Genomic DNA, 15,802 nt, shown 5'->3' on the forward strand with positions numbered 1-15,802 from the left:
ATGGTGACGTCAGTGGCCGGTTTCGCCGACCGCCTGTTCGGCGGCCTTGATCGCTGCCTGGCGCGCCGCGATGATGTCGCCCAGCGGCGGGCCCTGGAAGCGATTGCGCTCGAAGGCGAACCAGACAATCGCCGTCAGGATGAAGAAGCCGACGGTGATGTACAGCGCCCAGTCGTTCGGCGGCTGGATGCCGATGATGAAGATCAGGATCATCGACACGATCGAGAGAACGCCGAACAGCATGAAGATGCCACGGCCCAGGTTCCACGGTCCCATCTTGTCCCACTTCGGGGTACCCCAGGCCAGCATGCCGAGCACGATCGGCACGGTGAAGGACAGGAACAGGAAGATGACGGTGCACGACACGACGATGGTGTAGGCCGAAGTGCCGGCGACCGAAACCAGCGTCGAACCCCAAACGAACAGCACCGACAGGACCGACGCCGTCCAGATCGCCGCCACCGGCGTGCGATAGGTCGGGCTGACCTTGGCCAGTGCAGACGAGCCCGGCAGGCCGCCGTCACGCGAGAAGGCAAAGATCATGCGCGAAGCCGAGGTGACGGTTGCGAGGCCGCACAACAGCTGGGCGATGAACACGACGAGGTAGACGAACTCCTTGAGGCCGGGACTGACGCGCTGGTCGAAGGCCCAGAAGAACACGTTCCAACCCTGCTTGGCGGCGTCGTCCATGTTGGGGATCATCAGTACGAAGGCGGCCAGGAACAAATAGCCGAAGACCGCCGACCAGATAACCGACATCACCATCGCACGCGGCACCGATGAGGCCGCCTTGATGGTTTCCTCGGAAGTGTGTGCCGAAGCATCGTAGCCGGTGATGGTGTAGATCGGCAGCAGAAGGCCGAGAGCGAACACCCAGGCGTTCGAGACGGACGGCCAGACGCTGGCGCCGGCCTCACCCGAGTAGTTGTGGAAGGTGAAGAGCCGGCTGAAATCCCAGGTCTCGGCGGAGAACAGGCAGACGACAGCAATCAGGATCGAGCCGAAGAAGATCAGGTAGCCCGAAAAGTCGGTCAACTTCGCAGTCAGCTTGATGCCGAGATGGTTGATCAGGGCCTGGGCGCCGGTGATGATGACCAGGAAGATCATCTGATTGGTCAGCGTACCCTCGATGCCGAGCGTCGGCCCGAAGGCGCCGATGAAGAACGTCCAGGTGCCGACATTGATGGCGCCGAGCACGGTGATCAGGCCGAGCAGGTTGAGCCAGGCCGTCACCCAGCCGGTGCCGCGATTGCCGAGGATCGAACCCCAGTGATAGAGGCCGCCGGCCGTCGGATAGGCCGAGCTGATCTGCGACATGGCGACCGCGAAGGTGAGCGAGACGAAGCAGCCGACCAGCCAGCCGATGCCGATGCCGATGCCACCGGCGCCCGACGTTGCCTGCGCCAGCGAATTGATGCCGCCCGACAGGATGCAGATGATGGAGAAGGAAACGGCGAAGTTGGAGAAGCGGCTTAGCCGCCGCTCAAGTTCCTGGGCGTAGCCCATGGAATGGAGGTGCTTTACGTCTTCCGCCTTGTCTGTGTCTGAATAACCCGGTGCTGCCATTGTAGTCCCCTTTGCATTCTTAACTGGCCGGCCCTGCCCCGGTCGGCTTGCGCCGGCCGGAGCATCTAGTCTTTGCTGTTAGCCTGCCGTCTGGCCGACGGCTGCTTCCGCGGCCGCGATCTCGGAAGCGCGGCGAGCAATGTCGGCGCCGATCGGCGGGCCCTTGAAGCGGCGCGATTCGATGCCGAACCACAGCACCACGAGCAGAACGATCAGGCCGATGGCATAGTTGATCAGGATGTCGAAGGGCGGCTGGATGCCGGCATACATCAGCACCAGAACGCCAAGCACCGTGATGACGGCGAACGGCTTGGACCAGATGCCGAGGCGGAACGGGCCGAATTCGGTCCAGCTCTTGCCCTCGGCAAGCAGGCCGGCGGCCACGGGCATGGCGTAGGACACGTAGAGGAACAATGCACAGCCGGCCGCCAGTGCGGCAAAAGCCGGCGAGTACAATGTCGCTGCGACCGCGAGCACCGCTCCGAGCCAGATTGCCGCCACCGGCGTGCGCCATGTCGGGCTGACGGTTTTCCACACCGACGAACCGGGCAGGCCGCCGTCACGCGCGAAGGCAAAGATCATGCGCGAGGTCGACGTCAGTCCGGCGAGAGCGCAGATGAAGTTCGCCAGCACGATTGCGATGGCAATGATGCTCTTCAGCAGGAATGGTGCCGGCAGGTTGTTGAAGAGATTGAACCAGGCATTGGCGCCATCCTTGGCCGTCGCTGCCAGATCGGGGCTGGCCAGTACGAACGAAACGGCCATGACGAAGCCGAACACCAGCGACCACAGGACCGAATGGATCATGCCGCGCGGCACCGCCACGCGGGCATTGTGGGTCTCTTCGGACGTGTGGGCCGAAGCGTCGAAGCCGGTGATGGTGTAGAGTGGGTAGAGCAGGCCGATCAGGAAGGCGACGAGTGCCGTCCGTGCGGTCGGAACGTAGCCTGCGCCTGGATCACCGGTGTTGTTGACGAAGGTGGTGAGCCGCGAGAAATCCCAGCTTGCGCCCCAGATCAGGAACATCGCGGTCAACACGACGGCGACGACCAGAATGAGGTAGCCCGAGAAATCCGTCAGCATGGTGGTGAGCCTGATACCGAAATGGTTGATCAGCGCCTGCGCGACCGTGATGATCACAACGCCGATCACCTGCTCCTGATAGCCCCACGCGGATACGTCGTGACCGAACACGCCGGACCAGACAAGGTCCTTGAACAGCGCATAAACGCCGACATTGACCGAGGCGACGACGAAGACCAGGCCGAGCAGGTTGATCCAGGCCGTGGCCCAGCCCCAGCCGCGCCCGCCGAGAATTGACGACCAGTGGTAGAGACCGCCGGCCGTTGGGTAGGCCGAGCCGATCTGGCCAAGGGACGCGGCAACGACAAGTGCAAAGACGCCGCCGATGACCCAGCCGACAGTCGCCTCGAAGCCGCTGCCGGTCGCCATGGCCAGCGGGAAGGACGTGATGCCGCCTGCAAGAATGCAAATGATCGAGAAGGAAATTGCGAAGTTCGAGAAGCCGCTCATGCGGCGAGCCAACTCCTGGGCATAGCCCATGCTATGGAGGGTTTTTACATCCTCCGATCTTTCAGCGTCTGATTTGTCCGGTCCTGCCATTTTCGTCCCCTGTTTTCTAGCTGGCCGATTGAACTGACTTTCCCACTGCGTGTCGCCGGGAACCCTTGGCCTCCTCGGGTTCCAGGTCAGAAAAAATGCCTGTGAGCAGATCCGCCCATTTCCGCTGCCCGGTCTCGCCGGAGATCTCGTCGTTGCGGATTTCGATCATTGCGCAGGCAAGGCCGCGCGAGCGTGCATGGCGCTCCAAAGTGAAATAGACGCGGTCGGCCGGCGAATAGGGCTCGTTGATGCCGACACTGACGCCGGAGAGCCGCTGCAGCGCCGCTATCAGCGGCGACGCCAGCCGGCGGTCGTCATCGTGGATGATGCCGATATGCCAGGGCCGGTTCTTGCCCTTGTAGACCGGGGTGAAGGAATGCACCGACACCAGCCGGGTCTCCTGCCCACGCGCCTGCCGGTCGTCGATGATCGATGCGATCGTGTCGTGGAACGGCCGCCACGACAAAGCGATGCGCTCGGCGCGCTCACTGTCCGACAGGCCGGCATTGCCCGGAATGGCCGTCGTCTCGCTGACCGGCGGCACCAGGTCCGGTGCGTCGAGCGGACGGTTGCAGTCGATGATCAGGCGCGAGATGCGGGTTTCGATGAGCGTCGCATCGAGGGCGGTCGCGATGCGGCGGGCCACCGGCAGCGCGCCGGGGTCCCAGGCGATGTGGCGGGAGAGATCTTCGGCCGGCAGGCCAAGCGTGCCGAATTCGGATGGCAGGAAGTTGGAAGCGTGGTCGCAGGTCAGCACGAAAGGGCTGGACCCGCCGGGGTTCGTCACCCCTACGGTATCAGACGATGCAAGGCTGGCGGGCCGTGCTCTCTCCATAGTCTGCCGTCCCCTGGGGAGCGCTGTATCTTATGTTACGTATTTTGCGTCATTGCGTCCCTGTGGATGATTTCATACAGTTTGTCCGGCTTTGTCAAACGCGATTTCGGGGAAGCGGTCTGGACGGGCTCAGGGGTGGGGAAAACGATGATTTCCAGCATTGCCGAACTGATTTCGGACCGCATCGGCACGATGCCGGCCGGCGAGCGCCGCGCCGCGCAAACGCTGATTGCCAACTATCCGCTGATCGGGCTGAAGACGGTCGCCGAGTTCTCGACCGCCGCCGGCGTATCGTCGCCGACCATCCTGCGCTTTGTCTCCAGGCTGGGGTTCCAGAACTATCCCGAATTCCAGTCGGCGCTGCAGGACGAACTGGCGGCGCAATTGCAGTCGCCGGCATCGCGCACGCTCAATCCGGCCTCACCGGGCAGCAGTGCCGTGTCGCCAATGCTGGAGGCGACGCTGGACAATATGCGCGAGACCTTCAGGCATCTGTCCGACAGGCAGCTTGCCGACATCGCCGAAAGGCTCGCCGAACGGCGCGGCAAGACATTCCTGATCGGCGGCCGCTTCACCGATCCGTTGGCGCGCTACATGGCCGCCCACCTCGCCATCATCCAGCCCGACGTTTATCACCTCGCCGGTCAGGAGAGCATCTGGCGCGACCGGCTGATCGACATGGGCAAGCGCGACGTGCTGGTGATCTTCGACATCAGGCGCTACCAGGACAGTCTGGTACGCTTTGCCGAGACCGCGCATCAGCGCGGCGTACAGATCGTGCTGTTCACCGACCAGTGGCTATCGCCGATCGCCCGCTTCGCCCGCCATGTCATTGCAGGACGCACCGCCGTGCCTTCGGCGTGGGACTCTTCCGCCGCTCTGTTCGTTGTCGCCGAGACGCTGATCGGCGCTGTCACCAGGCAGCTCGAGGCCGACAGCGCCAAGCGCATCCGCGACCTGGAAAGCCTGCGCTGACACGCTCAATCCCGGCCGCAGGTGCGCAAAATTACGCAGATTTAATGTGCATGGAAGCGGCAGAATTGCCATAAAGCCATGATATTGCGGCGGCTTCGCACATACCGGGTGCGTCGCTGCGCGTTTTTTTGCTTGGTGAAACCGGTAGACGTTTTGCCAACCGGAGTGTCGATGGTCGCCTGGAAACAGATCGTTTTTGCGCTTGTGATCCTGGTCGCGGCTGTCCTCGCCTGGGCGCGATTCTTCCCGGGCGCGCCGGAGGTTCTGGCACGCTGGGGTATCGACTGGACCTATGCTTCGGCGCCCGCCACAACCGGTGCGGTCGACACGACAAAACAGGCAGGCGGTCGCAACGCTGCCGGCCGCCCGGCAAATGTCGTCGCCTTGCCTGCGGCCACCGCCACCATCAACGATCGCCTGCAGGCGATCGGCACCGGCCGCGCCAACGCCTCGGTGACGGTCAACCCGTACAGCTCCGGCCGGCTGGTTGAATTCCTCGTTCAGTCCGGCACCCGCGTCGACAAGGGGCAGATCATCGCTGTTCTCGATTCCGAGACCGAGGTGATCTCGCAGGATCGTGCCAAGCTCGCCTTGCAGGATGCCCAGGACAAGCTCGAGCGGGTGAAATCATTGAGGGCCTCCAACGCCGCGACCCCGGTCGCCGTCGCCGATGCCCAAGTGGTGCTGGCCGGCGCCAAACTGGCGCTGCAGGATGCCGAACTCGCCTTGCAGCGTCGTTCGATCGTCGCCCCTATCGCCGGCACGGTCGGCATCCTGCCGATATCGGCCGGCAATTACGTCACCAGCCAGTCGGCGATCGCCACGCTTGACGACCGCTCCTCCATCCTGGTCGATTTCCTGGTGCCCGAGCGCTTTGCCGCCGCCGTCAAGGTCGGCGCGCAACTGTCGGCGACGCCGATCGCCAATCCGAGCAAGGCCTATACCGGCACCGTGTCGGCCATCGACAACCACATCGACGAAAAGAGCCGCACTCTGCTGGTCAAGGCTGCAATCGCCAATCCGGCGGATTCGCTGCGCGCCGGCATGTCGTTCGGCATCACCATGCGCTTCCCCGGCGACACCTACCCGGCCGTCAGCCCCCTGGCGATCCTGTGGGGTTCCGACGGCGCCTATGTCTGGCAGGTCGAGGACGGCAAGGCCAGGCGCGTTCCCGTGCGCATCATCCAGCGCAACACCGAGACGGTGCTGATCGACGCTGAGATCGAGGATGGCGACATGGTGGTGACCGAAGGCACCCAGAGCGTCAGCGAAGGCGGCGCGGTCCGCATCGCCGGCCAGGATCAGCGCGCCGCGGACGCGGCCGAAGGCTCATGACCGCGCCTGTCAGCACCGCCAGCGAAACCGGCTTCACCGCTCTCTTCATCCGCAGGCCGGTCATGGCCTTCGTGCTGAACACGCTGATCGCAGTGGCCGGCCTTGCCGCTTTCTACGGCGTCGAAATCCGCGAACTGCCCGATGTCGACCGCGCCGTGGTCACCGTGTCGACGGCTTTCGAGGGTGCCGCCGCCGAAACCGTCGACCGTGAACTGACCGACACCATCGAGGGTGCGGTCGCGCGCGTATCCGGCGTCAAGTCGATCTCGTCGACCTCGTCCTTCGGCCAGAGCCGCGTCACCATCGAGTTCAACGACGGCGTCGATTTGAACGTCGCCGCTTCCGACGTGCGCGACGCGGTCGGCCGTGTCGCCAACATGATACCGGAGACCTCCGATCCGCCGCGCATCGTCAAGGCCGATGCCAATTCCGATGCCGTGATGCGACTGGCCGTCACCTCCGACACCATGTCGGTGCAGGACATGACGGTGATCGTCCAGGACCAGATCGAGGACGAACTGGCCGCGGTGCCCGGCGTCGCCGACGTTCAGGTCTATGGCGACCGCGACAAGATCTTCCGCATCGATGTCGACCAGAACAAGCTCGCCAGCCTCGGCTTCACTGCCGCCGATCTGAGGGCAGCGCTTGCCTCGGTGGCTTTCGATTCACCGGCCGGTTCGATCACCACCACCAACCAGGATCTCATCGTCCGCACCACGGCCGATGTGACGACGCCGGAAGAATTCGAAAACATCATCATCGGCGGCACGACGCGCATCCGCGACGTCGCCACCGTCACGCTCGGCCCCGACATCGGCCAGACCTCGTTGCGCTCCGACGGCAAGACCGGCATTGGCCTTGGCATCATCCGCCAGGCGGAATCGAACACGCTGGATATTTCCACCGGAGTGAAGGCAGCCGTCGCCAAGCTGCAGGAAAACCTGCCCAAGGGCATGTCGATCAAGATCACCAGCGACGACGCCGTCTTCGTCAACGGCGCCGTGCACGAGGTCGAGATCGCGCTCGGCCTGTCGATCTCCATGGTGCTGATCGTCATCTACATCTTCCTGCTCGACTGGCGCGCGACGCTGATCCCTGGTCTGTCGATGCCGGTCGCCATGATTGGCACCATCGCCGCCATCTATCTCGCCGGCTTCTCGATCAACATCCTGACGCTTCTGGCGCTGGTGCTGGCAACCGGCCTTGTCGTCGACGACGCCATAGTCGTTCTGGAAAACATCGTGCGACGGCGCAACGAAGGCATGGGGCCTCGTGCCGCCGCCGTGCTCGGCGCCCAGGAAGTGTTCTTCGCCGTCATCGCCACGACGCTGACGCTCGTTGCCGTTTTCGTGCCGATCTCCTTCCTGCCGGGACAGACCGGCGGCCTGTTTCGCGAATTCGGCTTCGTCCTCGCCATGTCGGTGCTGCTCTCCTGCGTGGTCGCGCTGACGCTGTGCCCGATGCTGGCCTCGCGCATGTTGACCGGCGCATCGCTCCACCATGAAGGCGGTCACGACATTGGCGCGCGCATCGGCGGTGCGCTGAACGCGGCCTACAAACGCGCCCTGCATGCCTGCCTTGGCGCGCCGTGGATCGTGCTGCTGGTCGCGGTGCTGTTTGCAGGCATCGCCTTCATGCTGTTCGGCACCATCCGCCAGGAGCTGACGCCGAGCGAGGACCGCGCCGTCGTGCTTCTGCGCATCAACGCGCCGCAAGGCGTCAGCCTCGACTACACCACCCAGCAAATGCAGAAGATCGAGCGGCTGATCCAGCCGCTGCGCGATTCCGGCGAGATCGTCTCGACCTTCGAAAATGCCGGCCAGAACGGCGCCTATAATTCAGGCTTCATGGTTATGACGCTGGCGCCGTGGGACGAGCGCACGCGCAGCCAGCAGGAGATCATGGCGCAGATAAGCCAGCTGACCCGGCAGGTGCCATCCGTGCGCATCTTCCCGGTGCAGGCCAATAGCCTCGGCATTCGCGGCGCCGGCAACGGCCTGCAATTCGCGCTGGTCGGCAACGACCGCAAGGCGCTCGGCGACGCGGCGGTGAAGATCATCGCCCGGATGCAGGCCGATCCGCGCTTCCAGACGCCGCGGCTTTCCATCGACCCGACGCAGCCGCAGTTGGCGGTGGCCATCGACCGCGAGCGCGCCTCCGATCTCGGCATCGACATATCGGGGCTCGCCAACACCTTGCAGGCGATGCTCGACGGCAACGATGTCGTCGATGTCTACATCGCCGACCGCAGCTATGGCGTGAAGCTGGTCTCGACCACCAACCCGATCAATGATCCGACCGATCTGGAAAACATCTTCCTGAAGACCGCCGACGGCCGCTTCGTGCCGATGTCGACCATCGCCACGCTGACCGAGCGCGCCGTGCCGCCGTCGCTGACCCGCGAACAGCAGCAGCCTTCGGTGGCGATCACCTCGAACCTGAACGGCAATTTCGCACTGGGTGACGCGCTCGGCGTTGCCGAGCAGATCGCCGCCCCGCTGCTGCCGCCGGGCAGCCACGTCCTGCCGCTGGCCGAAGCCGCGACGCTCGGCGAGACCAACAGTGCCATGATCACCATTTTCGGCTTCGCGCTGGTCATCATCCTCCTGGTGCTTGCCGCCCAGTTCGAAAGCTTCGTCAGCGCCGTCATCATCATGGCGACGGTCCCGCTCGGCCTTGCCTGCGCAATCTTTGCGCTGCTTTTGTCAGGCACCAGCCTCAATGCCTACAGCCAGATCGGCCTCGTGCTTCTGGTCGGCGTCATGGCCAAGAACGGCATCCTCATCGTCGAATTCGCCAACCAGCTGCGCGACCGCGGCCTCGGCGTGCGCGAGGCGATCGAGCAGGCCTCGATCATCCGCCTGCGGCCGGTGATGATGACGATGATCTGCACCATCCTCGGCGGGGTCCCGCTGGTGCTGGCCGCCGGCGCCGGTGCCGAAGCGCGCATCGCGCTCGGCTGGGTCATCGTCGGCGGGCTGGGTCTCGCCACCGTCTCGACGCTGTTCCTGACCCCGGTCGCCTACCTCCTGCTCGGCCGCTTCGTGACGCCGAAGGCGCATGAGGAAGCGAGGCTGAAGCGGGAGCTTGAGGAAGCGGCGTACGCCAATGTCGAGCCGGCGGAGTAGCTCCGCTTACCCTCCCCCTTGTGGGGAGGGTCGGACCGCGGGTCCGGGGTGGGGGTGCAGCGCCAACTAACGTCGGTCCAGCGCTCCCGCGAATAACAGAGGTGGAGCCAAGACCCCCACCCCGACGAACGAGCAAAATTGCTCTTTCGTCGACCCTCCCCACAAGGGGGAGGGTAGAAAGTCACGGCCTAATAAACACCTTCCCGTTCGGCTTGGCCAGCTCCGCCGGGGCCTTCGCCATCGCCTCATCCAGCGGTAGCACCGCCGTCACGTCGGTTGACCAGCGCCCATCCGAAAAGCGCTTCTGTGCTTCCATGATCGCCGGGCCGCGCTTGTCGCGGAACTGGCGCATCCATTCGACCAGCCAGAAGCCTTCAATGTGCTTTTGTTGGAAGATCATCTGGCCGGGCTCACGGATGACAGTGGTGTCCGGATCGAGCCGTCCATAGATGATCCAGCGCGAGCGCTTCGGCATGGCGTCGAAGATCGCCGAGGCCACCGGCCCGGTCACGGCATCGAGGAAGATGCGCGGCTGCTCGGCCTTGACCACATCGCGTAGTGCTGCCTTGAAATCCGGCGCCTTCTCGTTGAGCACATGGGCAGCCCCGATCTCCTTCAACAGCGGAATCTGCTCGTCGCGGCGCACGGTGACGATCGGCCGGAACCCAGCCTCCTTGGCGAGACCCGCGATCAGCTTGCAAAGCTGGCTGGCGCCGGCGGTCATGATGAAGGCTTTTTCGCCCGTCTGCTTGACGATGTCGAACATGGCGAGCGCCGTGAGCGGGTTGACGATCATCGCCGCGCCATCCTCGTCGCGGACCGTGTCGAGCAGCGGAATGCAGCCGGCAGCTTCGGCAACTGCATAGTCCGCCCACGCGCCCCAATTGGTGACGCCGGTGGTGAAGGCGATGCGCTTGCCGATCAGGCTTTTCGCATAGGGCTCGTCGCCGCTGGCAACGACCGTGCCGACACCCTCGAAGCCGGCCGGCTGGCCCTTGGCGCGCGGCTGACCGTACTGGCCCTTGATGAACATGACGTCGGACGGGTTGATCGAGGCGAGGCTGACCTTGATCAGCACCTGGCTCGGTCCGGGCGTCGGCACGCCGATGCTGCCCAGCGTGAGATACGGCTCCATCGCCTCCAGCACGCTGCCGGAGGGCGTCCTGGTGTAGCCGTCGCCGATCAGCAGCAGTGCTCTCATGTCTGAAGGTATCGCCATGGCGGGGCTCCTTAACGTTTGAGGATGAGCTTGCCGGATGCGCCACGGCCAAGCACGCGCGTCAGCACGGCGGCGGCATCGGCCAGCGGATAAGTGCCTTCGATGACCGGCCAAACCTTGCCGGCGAGATGCCAGCCGACCAGTTCCTTCAGATTGTCGGCATGGACGAGCTGGCCGAGCGGCGCGAAATCGCGGGCGATAATGGCCTTCATCCGCTCAGACCTTTTCCTGCGTGTATTTCCTGAGCTCCGTACGCGCCACCTGCCGGCGGTGCACGGCGTCCGGCCCGTCGGCGAGGCGCAGGGTTCGCAGATGCGTCCATGAGCGTGCCAGCGGCGTGTCCTGGCTGATGCCTTGCGCCCCGAACATCTGCACGGCCTCGTCGGTGACCTTGAGCGCGACGCGCGGTGCGATGACCTTGATCTGGCTGATCCAGGGCGCGGCTGCGCGCGCATCGCCCTGGTCGATCATCCACGCCGCCTTGAGGCAGAGCAGCCGCGCCATCTCGATCTCCATGCGGCATTCGGCGATGATGTCGAAATTGGCGCCGAGCTTGGCCAAGGGCTGGCCGAAGGCCTCGCGGCGCACCGAGCGCTGGCACAGCAGCTCCAGCGCCATTTCGGCCTGGCCGATGGCGCGCATGCAATGGTGGATGCGGCCGGGGCCAAGCCGCCCCTGGGCGATCTCGAACCCCCTGCCCTCGCCGAGGATCAGGTTTCCGGCCGGCACCCTGACATTGTCGAAGCGAAGATGCATGTGGCCATGCGGCGCGTCGTCGTCGCCATAGACCTGCATCGGCCGCAGCTTGGTCACGCCCTTGGTGCCGGACGGCACCAGGATCATCGAATGGCGGCGGTGCTGCGTCTCGGCTTCGCCGGTGCGAACCATGACAATGTAGATGGCGCAGCGCGGGTCCCCGGCCCCCGACGCCCACCATTTCTCGCCGTTGAGTACATAGTCGCCGCCTTGCTTTTCGCAGCGCATGGCGATGTTGGTGGCGTCGGAGGAGGCGACATCCGGCTCCGTCATCAGATAGGCCGAGCGGATTTTCCCCTCGAGCAGCGGCGCCAGCCATGCCTGCTTGTGGTCCTCCGAGCCATAGCGCTCCAGCACCTCCATATTGCCGGTGTCGGGCGCTGAGCAATTGAAGGTCTCCGCGCCGAGATGCGCCTTGCCCATCTCCTCGGCCAGATAGGCATATTCGACGGTTGACAGCCCATAGCCGCGCTCGGAGCCGGTCAGCCAGAAATTCCACAGGCCGCGATCCTTGGCCGTTTTCTTCAACCCTTCGAGGATTTCGGTCTGCCGCGCGGTATAGACCCAGCGGTCGCCGCCCTTGCCGACCTCGCTCAAAAACTCATGATCGAGCGGCATGATCTCGTCGCGCACCATAGCGGCGACGCGGGCGTGGATCGGCTTCAGCCGCTCGGTCATGCCGAGATTGATGTCCGCCATCGGTCTCCAACCCTTTCACGCATCCAGGCACTTTACCCGTGGCAAGGATGACCGTACTTCGGTTAGCCTTGTCAACGCGAGCCCTTTCGCCCCGGACCGTGAGCAGAAAGGCGCGGAGGAATTGCGATGAGCTATCTGGAAGAACTGTTCTCAGTCGCGGGCAAGACCGCGCTGGTAACGGGAGCCGCGACCGGCATCGGCCGCATGGTTGCGACCGCTTTGGTCCAGGCCGGCGCTACCGTGATGATCGCCTCGCGCAAGGGCGAGGATTGCATCAAGGTCGCCGCTGAGTTGAACGGGCTCGGCGGCTCCGGCAGTGCCGAAGGTTTCGCCGGTGACGTCTCGAGCGAAGCCGGCATTGCCGCGCTGGTCAGCGAGGTCAAGGCGCGCACCGAGAAGCTGCATATTCTGGTCAACAATGCCGGCATATCCTGGGGTGCCTCGCTGGAAGATTTTCCCTATAGCGGCTGGGCCAAGGTGTTCGCCGTCAACGTCACCGCCGTCTTCCACCTGACCCGCGAATTGCTGCCGCTGCTGGAAGCCGCCGCCAGCGATGCCGATCCGGCCCGCGTCATCAATCTGGGCTCGGTGATGGGCACGCAGCCGCTGGCCGACGACGCCTATTCCTATACCGCGTCCAAGGGCGCCGTTCACCACCTGACGCGCACGCTGGCGATCGAGCTCGCGGCGCGGCGCATCACCGTCAACGCCTTCGCCCCCGGCCCCTTCCAGAGCCGGATGACCGCCTTTGCCACCGGCACCGAAGAAAAGGCCAGACATGTCGGCAGCCATGTGCCGATCGGCCGTATCGGCGTGGCGGATGACATCGGCGGCGCAACGCTCTATTTGTGCAGCCGTGCCGGTTCCTATGTCACCGGCGCCATCCTGCCGATCGACGGCGGGCAGTCGGTGCAGCATGGGCTGACATTGTTCAAGGAATGAGCCGCGGTCGGCGGCAAGGGGAGGACACCGCAGTGGAACCGATCAGTCTCGATGTGCTTCTGGCCAGCGTCGGCAAGGAAGTCGGCGTCTCGCCATGGCGCGAGGTCACACAGACCATGATCGACCAGTTCGCCGACGCCACCGACGACCACCAGTTCATCCATTGCGACCCCGAGCGGGCCAAAAACGAGACGCCGTTCGGCGGCACCATCGCGCATGGCTTCCTGTCGTTGTCGCTGCTCTCGGCGATGACCTTCGAGACCATGCCGCCGCTGGAAAAGGGCAAGATGGGCGTCAACCACGGTTTCGATTCGCTGCGCTTCCTGGCGCCGGTGAAGACCGGTTCGCGCATCCGCACCCGCTTCGTGCTGGCCGACGTCAAGGTCAGGCCGTCGGGCTGGGTGCAGACGGCGCATGACGTGACCATCGAGATCGAAGGCTCGAAGAAGCCGGCGCTGACGGCGCGCTGGCTGACGCTGACGCTGATCGAGCGTGAGCCGGAGACCGCATGAGTGGCGACGCCAACGCGCTGGACCAGACGCCACTAGCGCTCTATCTCGAGGGGCACATCCCGGGTTTTGCCGGGCTTTCGGCAATCGAAAAATTCAAATCCGGCCAGTCGAACCCTACCTATCTGCTGACTGCGGCCAGCGGCCGCTATGTCCTGCGCGCCAAGCCGCCGGGCCAGTTACTGAAATCGGCGCATCAGGTCGACCGCGAATTCACGGTCATGAAGGCGCTGGCCGGCACCGCCGTGCCGGTGCCGGCGATGCTGCATCTGTCGGCGGAGGCGACGCCGATCGGCCGCATGTTCTACGTCATGGATTTTCTCGACGGCCGCATCTTTTGGGATCCGGCAGTGCCGGAGGCCGCTGGCAACGATGAGCGCGCCGCCCTCTACGATGCCATGAACGCCACCCTGGCGGCCCTGCACGATGTCGATGTCGAGGCGGTCGGGCTCGGCGATTTCGGCAAACCCGGCAATTACTTCGAACGCCAGCTGGCACGCTGGACCAGCCAGTACCGCGCCTCGGAGACCGGCACGGTCGCCGACATGGACCGGCTGATCGCCTGGCTGGAGACGCATATGCCGGCCGATGACGGCCGAAAATCTCTCGTGCATGGCGACTACCGGCTGGACAACATGATCTTCGCGCACAATGAGCCGAAAGTGCTGGCCGTGCTCGACTGGGAACTGTCGACGCTTGGCCACCCCTTTGCCGACATCGCCTACCAGTGCATGCAATGGCGCTTGCCGCACGCCTCGGGCTTTCGCGGTCTTGGCGGCGTCGACCGCGCCGCCCTCGGCCTGCCCTTGGAGGAAGCCTATGTCGCGGCGTATTGCCGTCGGCGCGGGCTGGCCGGCATCGACAATTGGAGCTTCTTCCTCGCCTTCTCCTTCTTCCGCTTGGCGGCCATCTGTCAGGGCGTCTACAAGCGGGCGCTCGACGGCAACGCCTCCAATCCCGAAAAGGCCAGGACCTATGGCGAAGCGGTGAAGCTGCTGTCGCACCTTGCCGCCAAGCTGATCGACCGAACCTGAGTAGACAATGAGATATTGTGGTCGGCGCGATTTGATGACAGATCGGATCAGTTCCGTTCCCCGACCGGGGAGCAAGCCCATACGGAGGTGGTGGCAACCGGCCTGGAAACAGTACGCAAACCGATCACCGTCTGTAGAAAGAGCATGATGCCGAAAGTGTGAAGCGGTTTTCGGACGACATCATGCTCTATCAATTTGATTAGACCCGGATTCAGATTTCAGGTCAATTCGACCTGAAATCTGGCGCGCATCGCTGGAAATGAACTTCATGTGCCGGCTGACTTGCAGGGCGATGTAGACGACCAGCGAGCATCCGATCGGAAACACGATCTCAATGAGGCCGGTGGCGACAGCCTGCGGCAATGCCAGCGCAATGTCCTTGGCTGCGGCAGTCTCGATCGTCAGCGCCGTGATCCCGCCGCCGAACACCGCGCCGGCCAAGGCACCCGCCAGCATGAAATGCAGCGAGCGAGGTTCTTCCTTGGATGCCAGCGAAGCCAGCATCCAGCCCAGCAAACCATACTCGATCGCCCGCAACATACCGAGCGTAGTGAGCGACAGGATCACGGGCTTTGCCGATACATCAAGCGCGCTCACCATCACCTTTTGCGTACCTTTGGCGATGCCCATGGCCAGCGGCCCCGAGATCATGGCGATCAGGCCGCCAAGCGAGGCTCGCACCTTGGTGATCGCCGTGCCGAGGCTGACGCCGGCGCAGACGAAGAATGACCAGGTCACGCCTTGCGCCAAGTCGATCAGAACCTGGGTTGGCGCCGGGTGCGAACCTGCCGCAAATCCGGCAGTCAGAATAAGCGCTTCCATGGCGAAGCCGATTGCGATCGCCAGCCATGCGACTATCACGACTCGCCTGAGCGCCAGCCTGGCGCCATGAGAAAGTGGATGTGCGCCCGGCAGCCCGGACGAAAGCTCTATCGCAGCCATAGAGGCCCCCCAAAACCGAAATTTCTTGCAGAGCCGCCAGATAGGCTTTGTTTGTAACGGTCCGATGTTGCCTGCGAGCGCCCATGTTACACATGCTGTGACATAGATGCTGGCGAAATAGACCAGAACGGACACGACTATTCGAGAGAAAGCTTGAGGTCGCTTTTTGATGTCCCTGGCAGCGCCCTTGCCCGTTTCCGTACAGCGTATATATTTAGCCATGCACAACCAACCAAAGG

General features: G+C 64.1%; 13 protein-coding genes. 6 read left to right on the top strand and 7 right to left on the bottom strand.

Going from position 1 to position 15,802, the window contains the following annotated elements:
- Positions 1-9: 9 nt before the first annotated feature.
- From X771_RS162370 to X771_RS162360, 3 genes are all read right to left on the bottom strand, one after another.
- Entirely contained in the window at positions 10-1,566 is a 1,557-nt protein-coding gene (locus X771_RS162370; RefSeq protein ID WP_023671163.1) for an amino acid permease, read from the bottom strand.
- A 78-nt stretch (positions 1,567-1,644) separates the two neighbouring features.
- Entirely contained in the window at positions 1,645-3,189 is a 1,545-nt protein-coding gene (locus tag X771_RS162365) for an amino acid permease (protein WP_023686444.1), read from the bottom strand.
- Positions 3,190-3,205: 16 nt separating this feature from the next.
- Entirely contained in the window at positions 3,206-4,024 is an 819-nt protein-coding gene (locus X771_RS162360; protein WP_023686445.1) for an N-formylglutamate amidohydrolase, read from the bottom strand.
- A gap of 147 nt (positions 4,025-4,171) precedes the next feature.
- On the opposite strand from X771_RS162360, the gene X771_RS162355 reads away from it, so the two are divergent.
- The 3 genes from X771_RS162355 to X771_RS162345 all read left to right on the top strand — a co-directional run bounded on the left by X771_RS162355 (position 4,172) and on the right by X771_RS162345 (position 9,462).
- Complete coding sequence (locus X771_RS162355) at positions 4,172-4,999, top strand: MurR/RpiR family transcriptional regulator (RefSeq protein WP_023686446.1); 828 nt, start codon at positions 4,172-4,174, stop codon at positions 4,997-4,999.
- A 171-nt stretch (positions 5,000-5,170) separates the two neighbouring features.
- Positions 5,171-6,334: an efflux RND transporter periplasmic adaptor subunit gene (locus tag X771_RS162350; RefSeq protein ID WP_023686447.1), complete on the top strand. Its 1,164-nt coding sequence runs from the start codon at positions 5,171-5,173 to the stop codon at positions 6,332-6,334.
- A complete protein-coding gene (locus X771_RS162345; RefSeq protein ID WP_023686448.1) occupies positions 6,331-9,462 on the top strand; it encodes an efflux RND transporter permease subunit in 3,132 nt (1,043 codons plus the stop codon). Before X771_RS162350 ends, X771_RS162345 begins: the two co-directional genes overlap by 4 nt.
- Before the next feature lie 181 nt (positions 9,463-9,643).
- Here the strand turns inward: X771_RS162345 and X771_RS162340 are convergent, their stop codons facing one another.
- Genes X771_RS162340 through X771_RS162330 form a run of 3 tightly spaced genes read right to left on the bottom strand, consistent with a single transcriptional unit; the run spans position 9,644 to position 12,136 of the window.
- On the bottom strand, positions 9,644-10,681 hold the full coding sequence (locus X771_RS162340; protein ID WP_023686449.1) for a zinc-binding dehydrogenase: 1,038 nt from the start codon (positions 10,679-10,681) through the stop codon (positions 9,644-9,646).
- 11 nt (positions 10,682-10,692) lie between these two features.
- Entirely contained in the window at positions 10,693-10,995 is a 303-nt protein-coding gene (locus X771_RS1000000168660; RefSeq protein ID WP_084558271.1) for a zinc-binding dehydrogenase, read from the bottom strand.
- A complete protein-coding gene (locus X771_RS162330; protein ID WP_023686451.1) occupies positions 10,898-12,136 on the bottom strand; it encodes an acyl-CoA dehydrogenase family protein in 1,239 nt (412 codons plus the stop codon). Before X771_RS162330 ends, X771_RS1000000168660 begins: the two co-directional genes overlap by 98 nt.
- A gap of 126 nt (positions 12,137-12,262) precedes the next feature.
- On the opposite strand from X771_RS162330, the gene X771_RS162325 reads away from it, so the two are divergent.
- From X771_RS162325 to X771_RS162315, 3 genes are read left to right on the top strand one after another with little or no spacing between them, the layout of a single operon-like run.
- Positions 12,263-13,078, top strand: a complete 816-nt coding sequence (locus tag X771_RS162325) for an SDR family oxidoreductase (RefSeq protein ID WP_023686452.1) — start codon at positions 12,263-12,265, stop codon at positions 13,076-13,078.
- The gene (locus X771_RS162320; RefSeq protein ID WP_280940371.1) at positions 13,075-13,590 is read left to right on the top strand and encodes a MaoC family dehydratase; all 516 of its coding nucleotides are present in this window, start codon (positions 13,075-13,077) and stop codon (positions 13,588-13,590) included. Before X771_RS162325 ends, X771_RS162320 begins: the two co-directional genes overlap by 4 nt.
- On the top strand, positions 13,587-14,621 hold the full coding sequence (locus X771_RS162315; protein WP_023686454.1) for a phosphotransferase family protein: 1,035 nt from the start codon (positions 13,587-13,589) through the stop codon (positions 14,619-14,621). Before X771_RS162320 ends, X771_RS162315 begins: the two co-directional genes overlap by 4 nt.
- Before the next feature lie 180 nt (positions 14,622-14,801).
- On the opposite strand, the gene X771_RS162310 is transcribed toward X771_RS162315, so the two are convergent.
- Positions 14,802-15,785 carry a hypothetical protein gene (locus tag X771_RS162310; protein ID WP_156935962.1) on the bottom strand — a complete coding sequence of 328 codons (984 nt, stop codon included), beginning with the start codon at positions 15,783-15,785 and terminating at the stop codon, positions 14,802-14,804.
- Positions 15,786-15,802 lie beyond the last annotated feature (17 nt).

The organism is Mesorhizobium sp. LSJC269B00 (assembly GCF_000502815.1).
GTDB lineage: Bacteria > Pseudomonadota > Alphaproteobacteria > Rhizobiales > Rhizobiaceae > Mesorhizobium.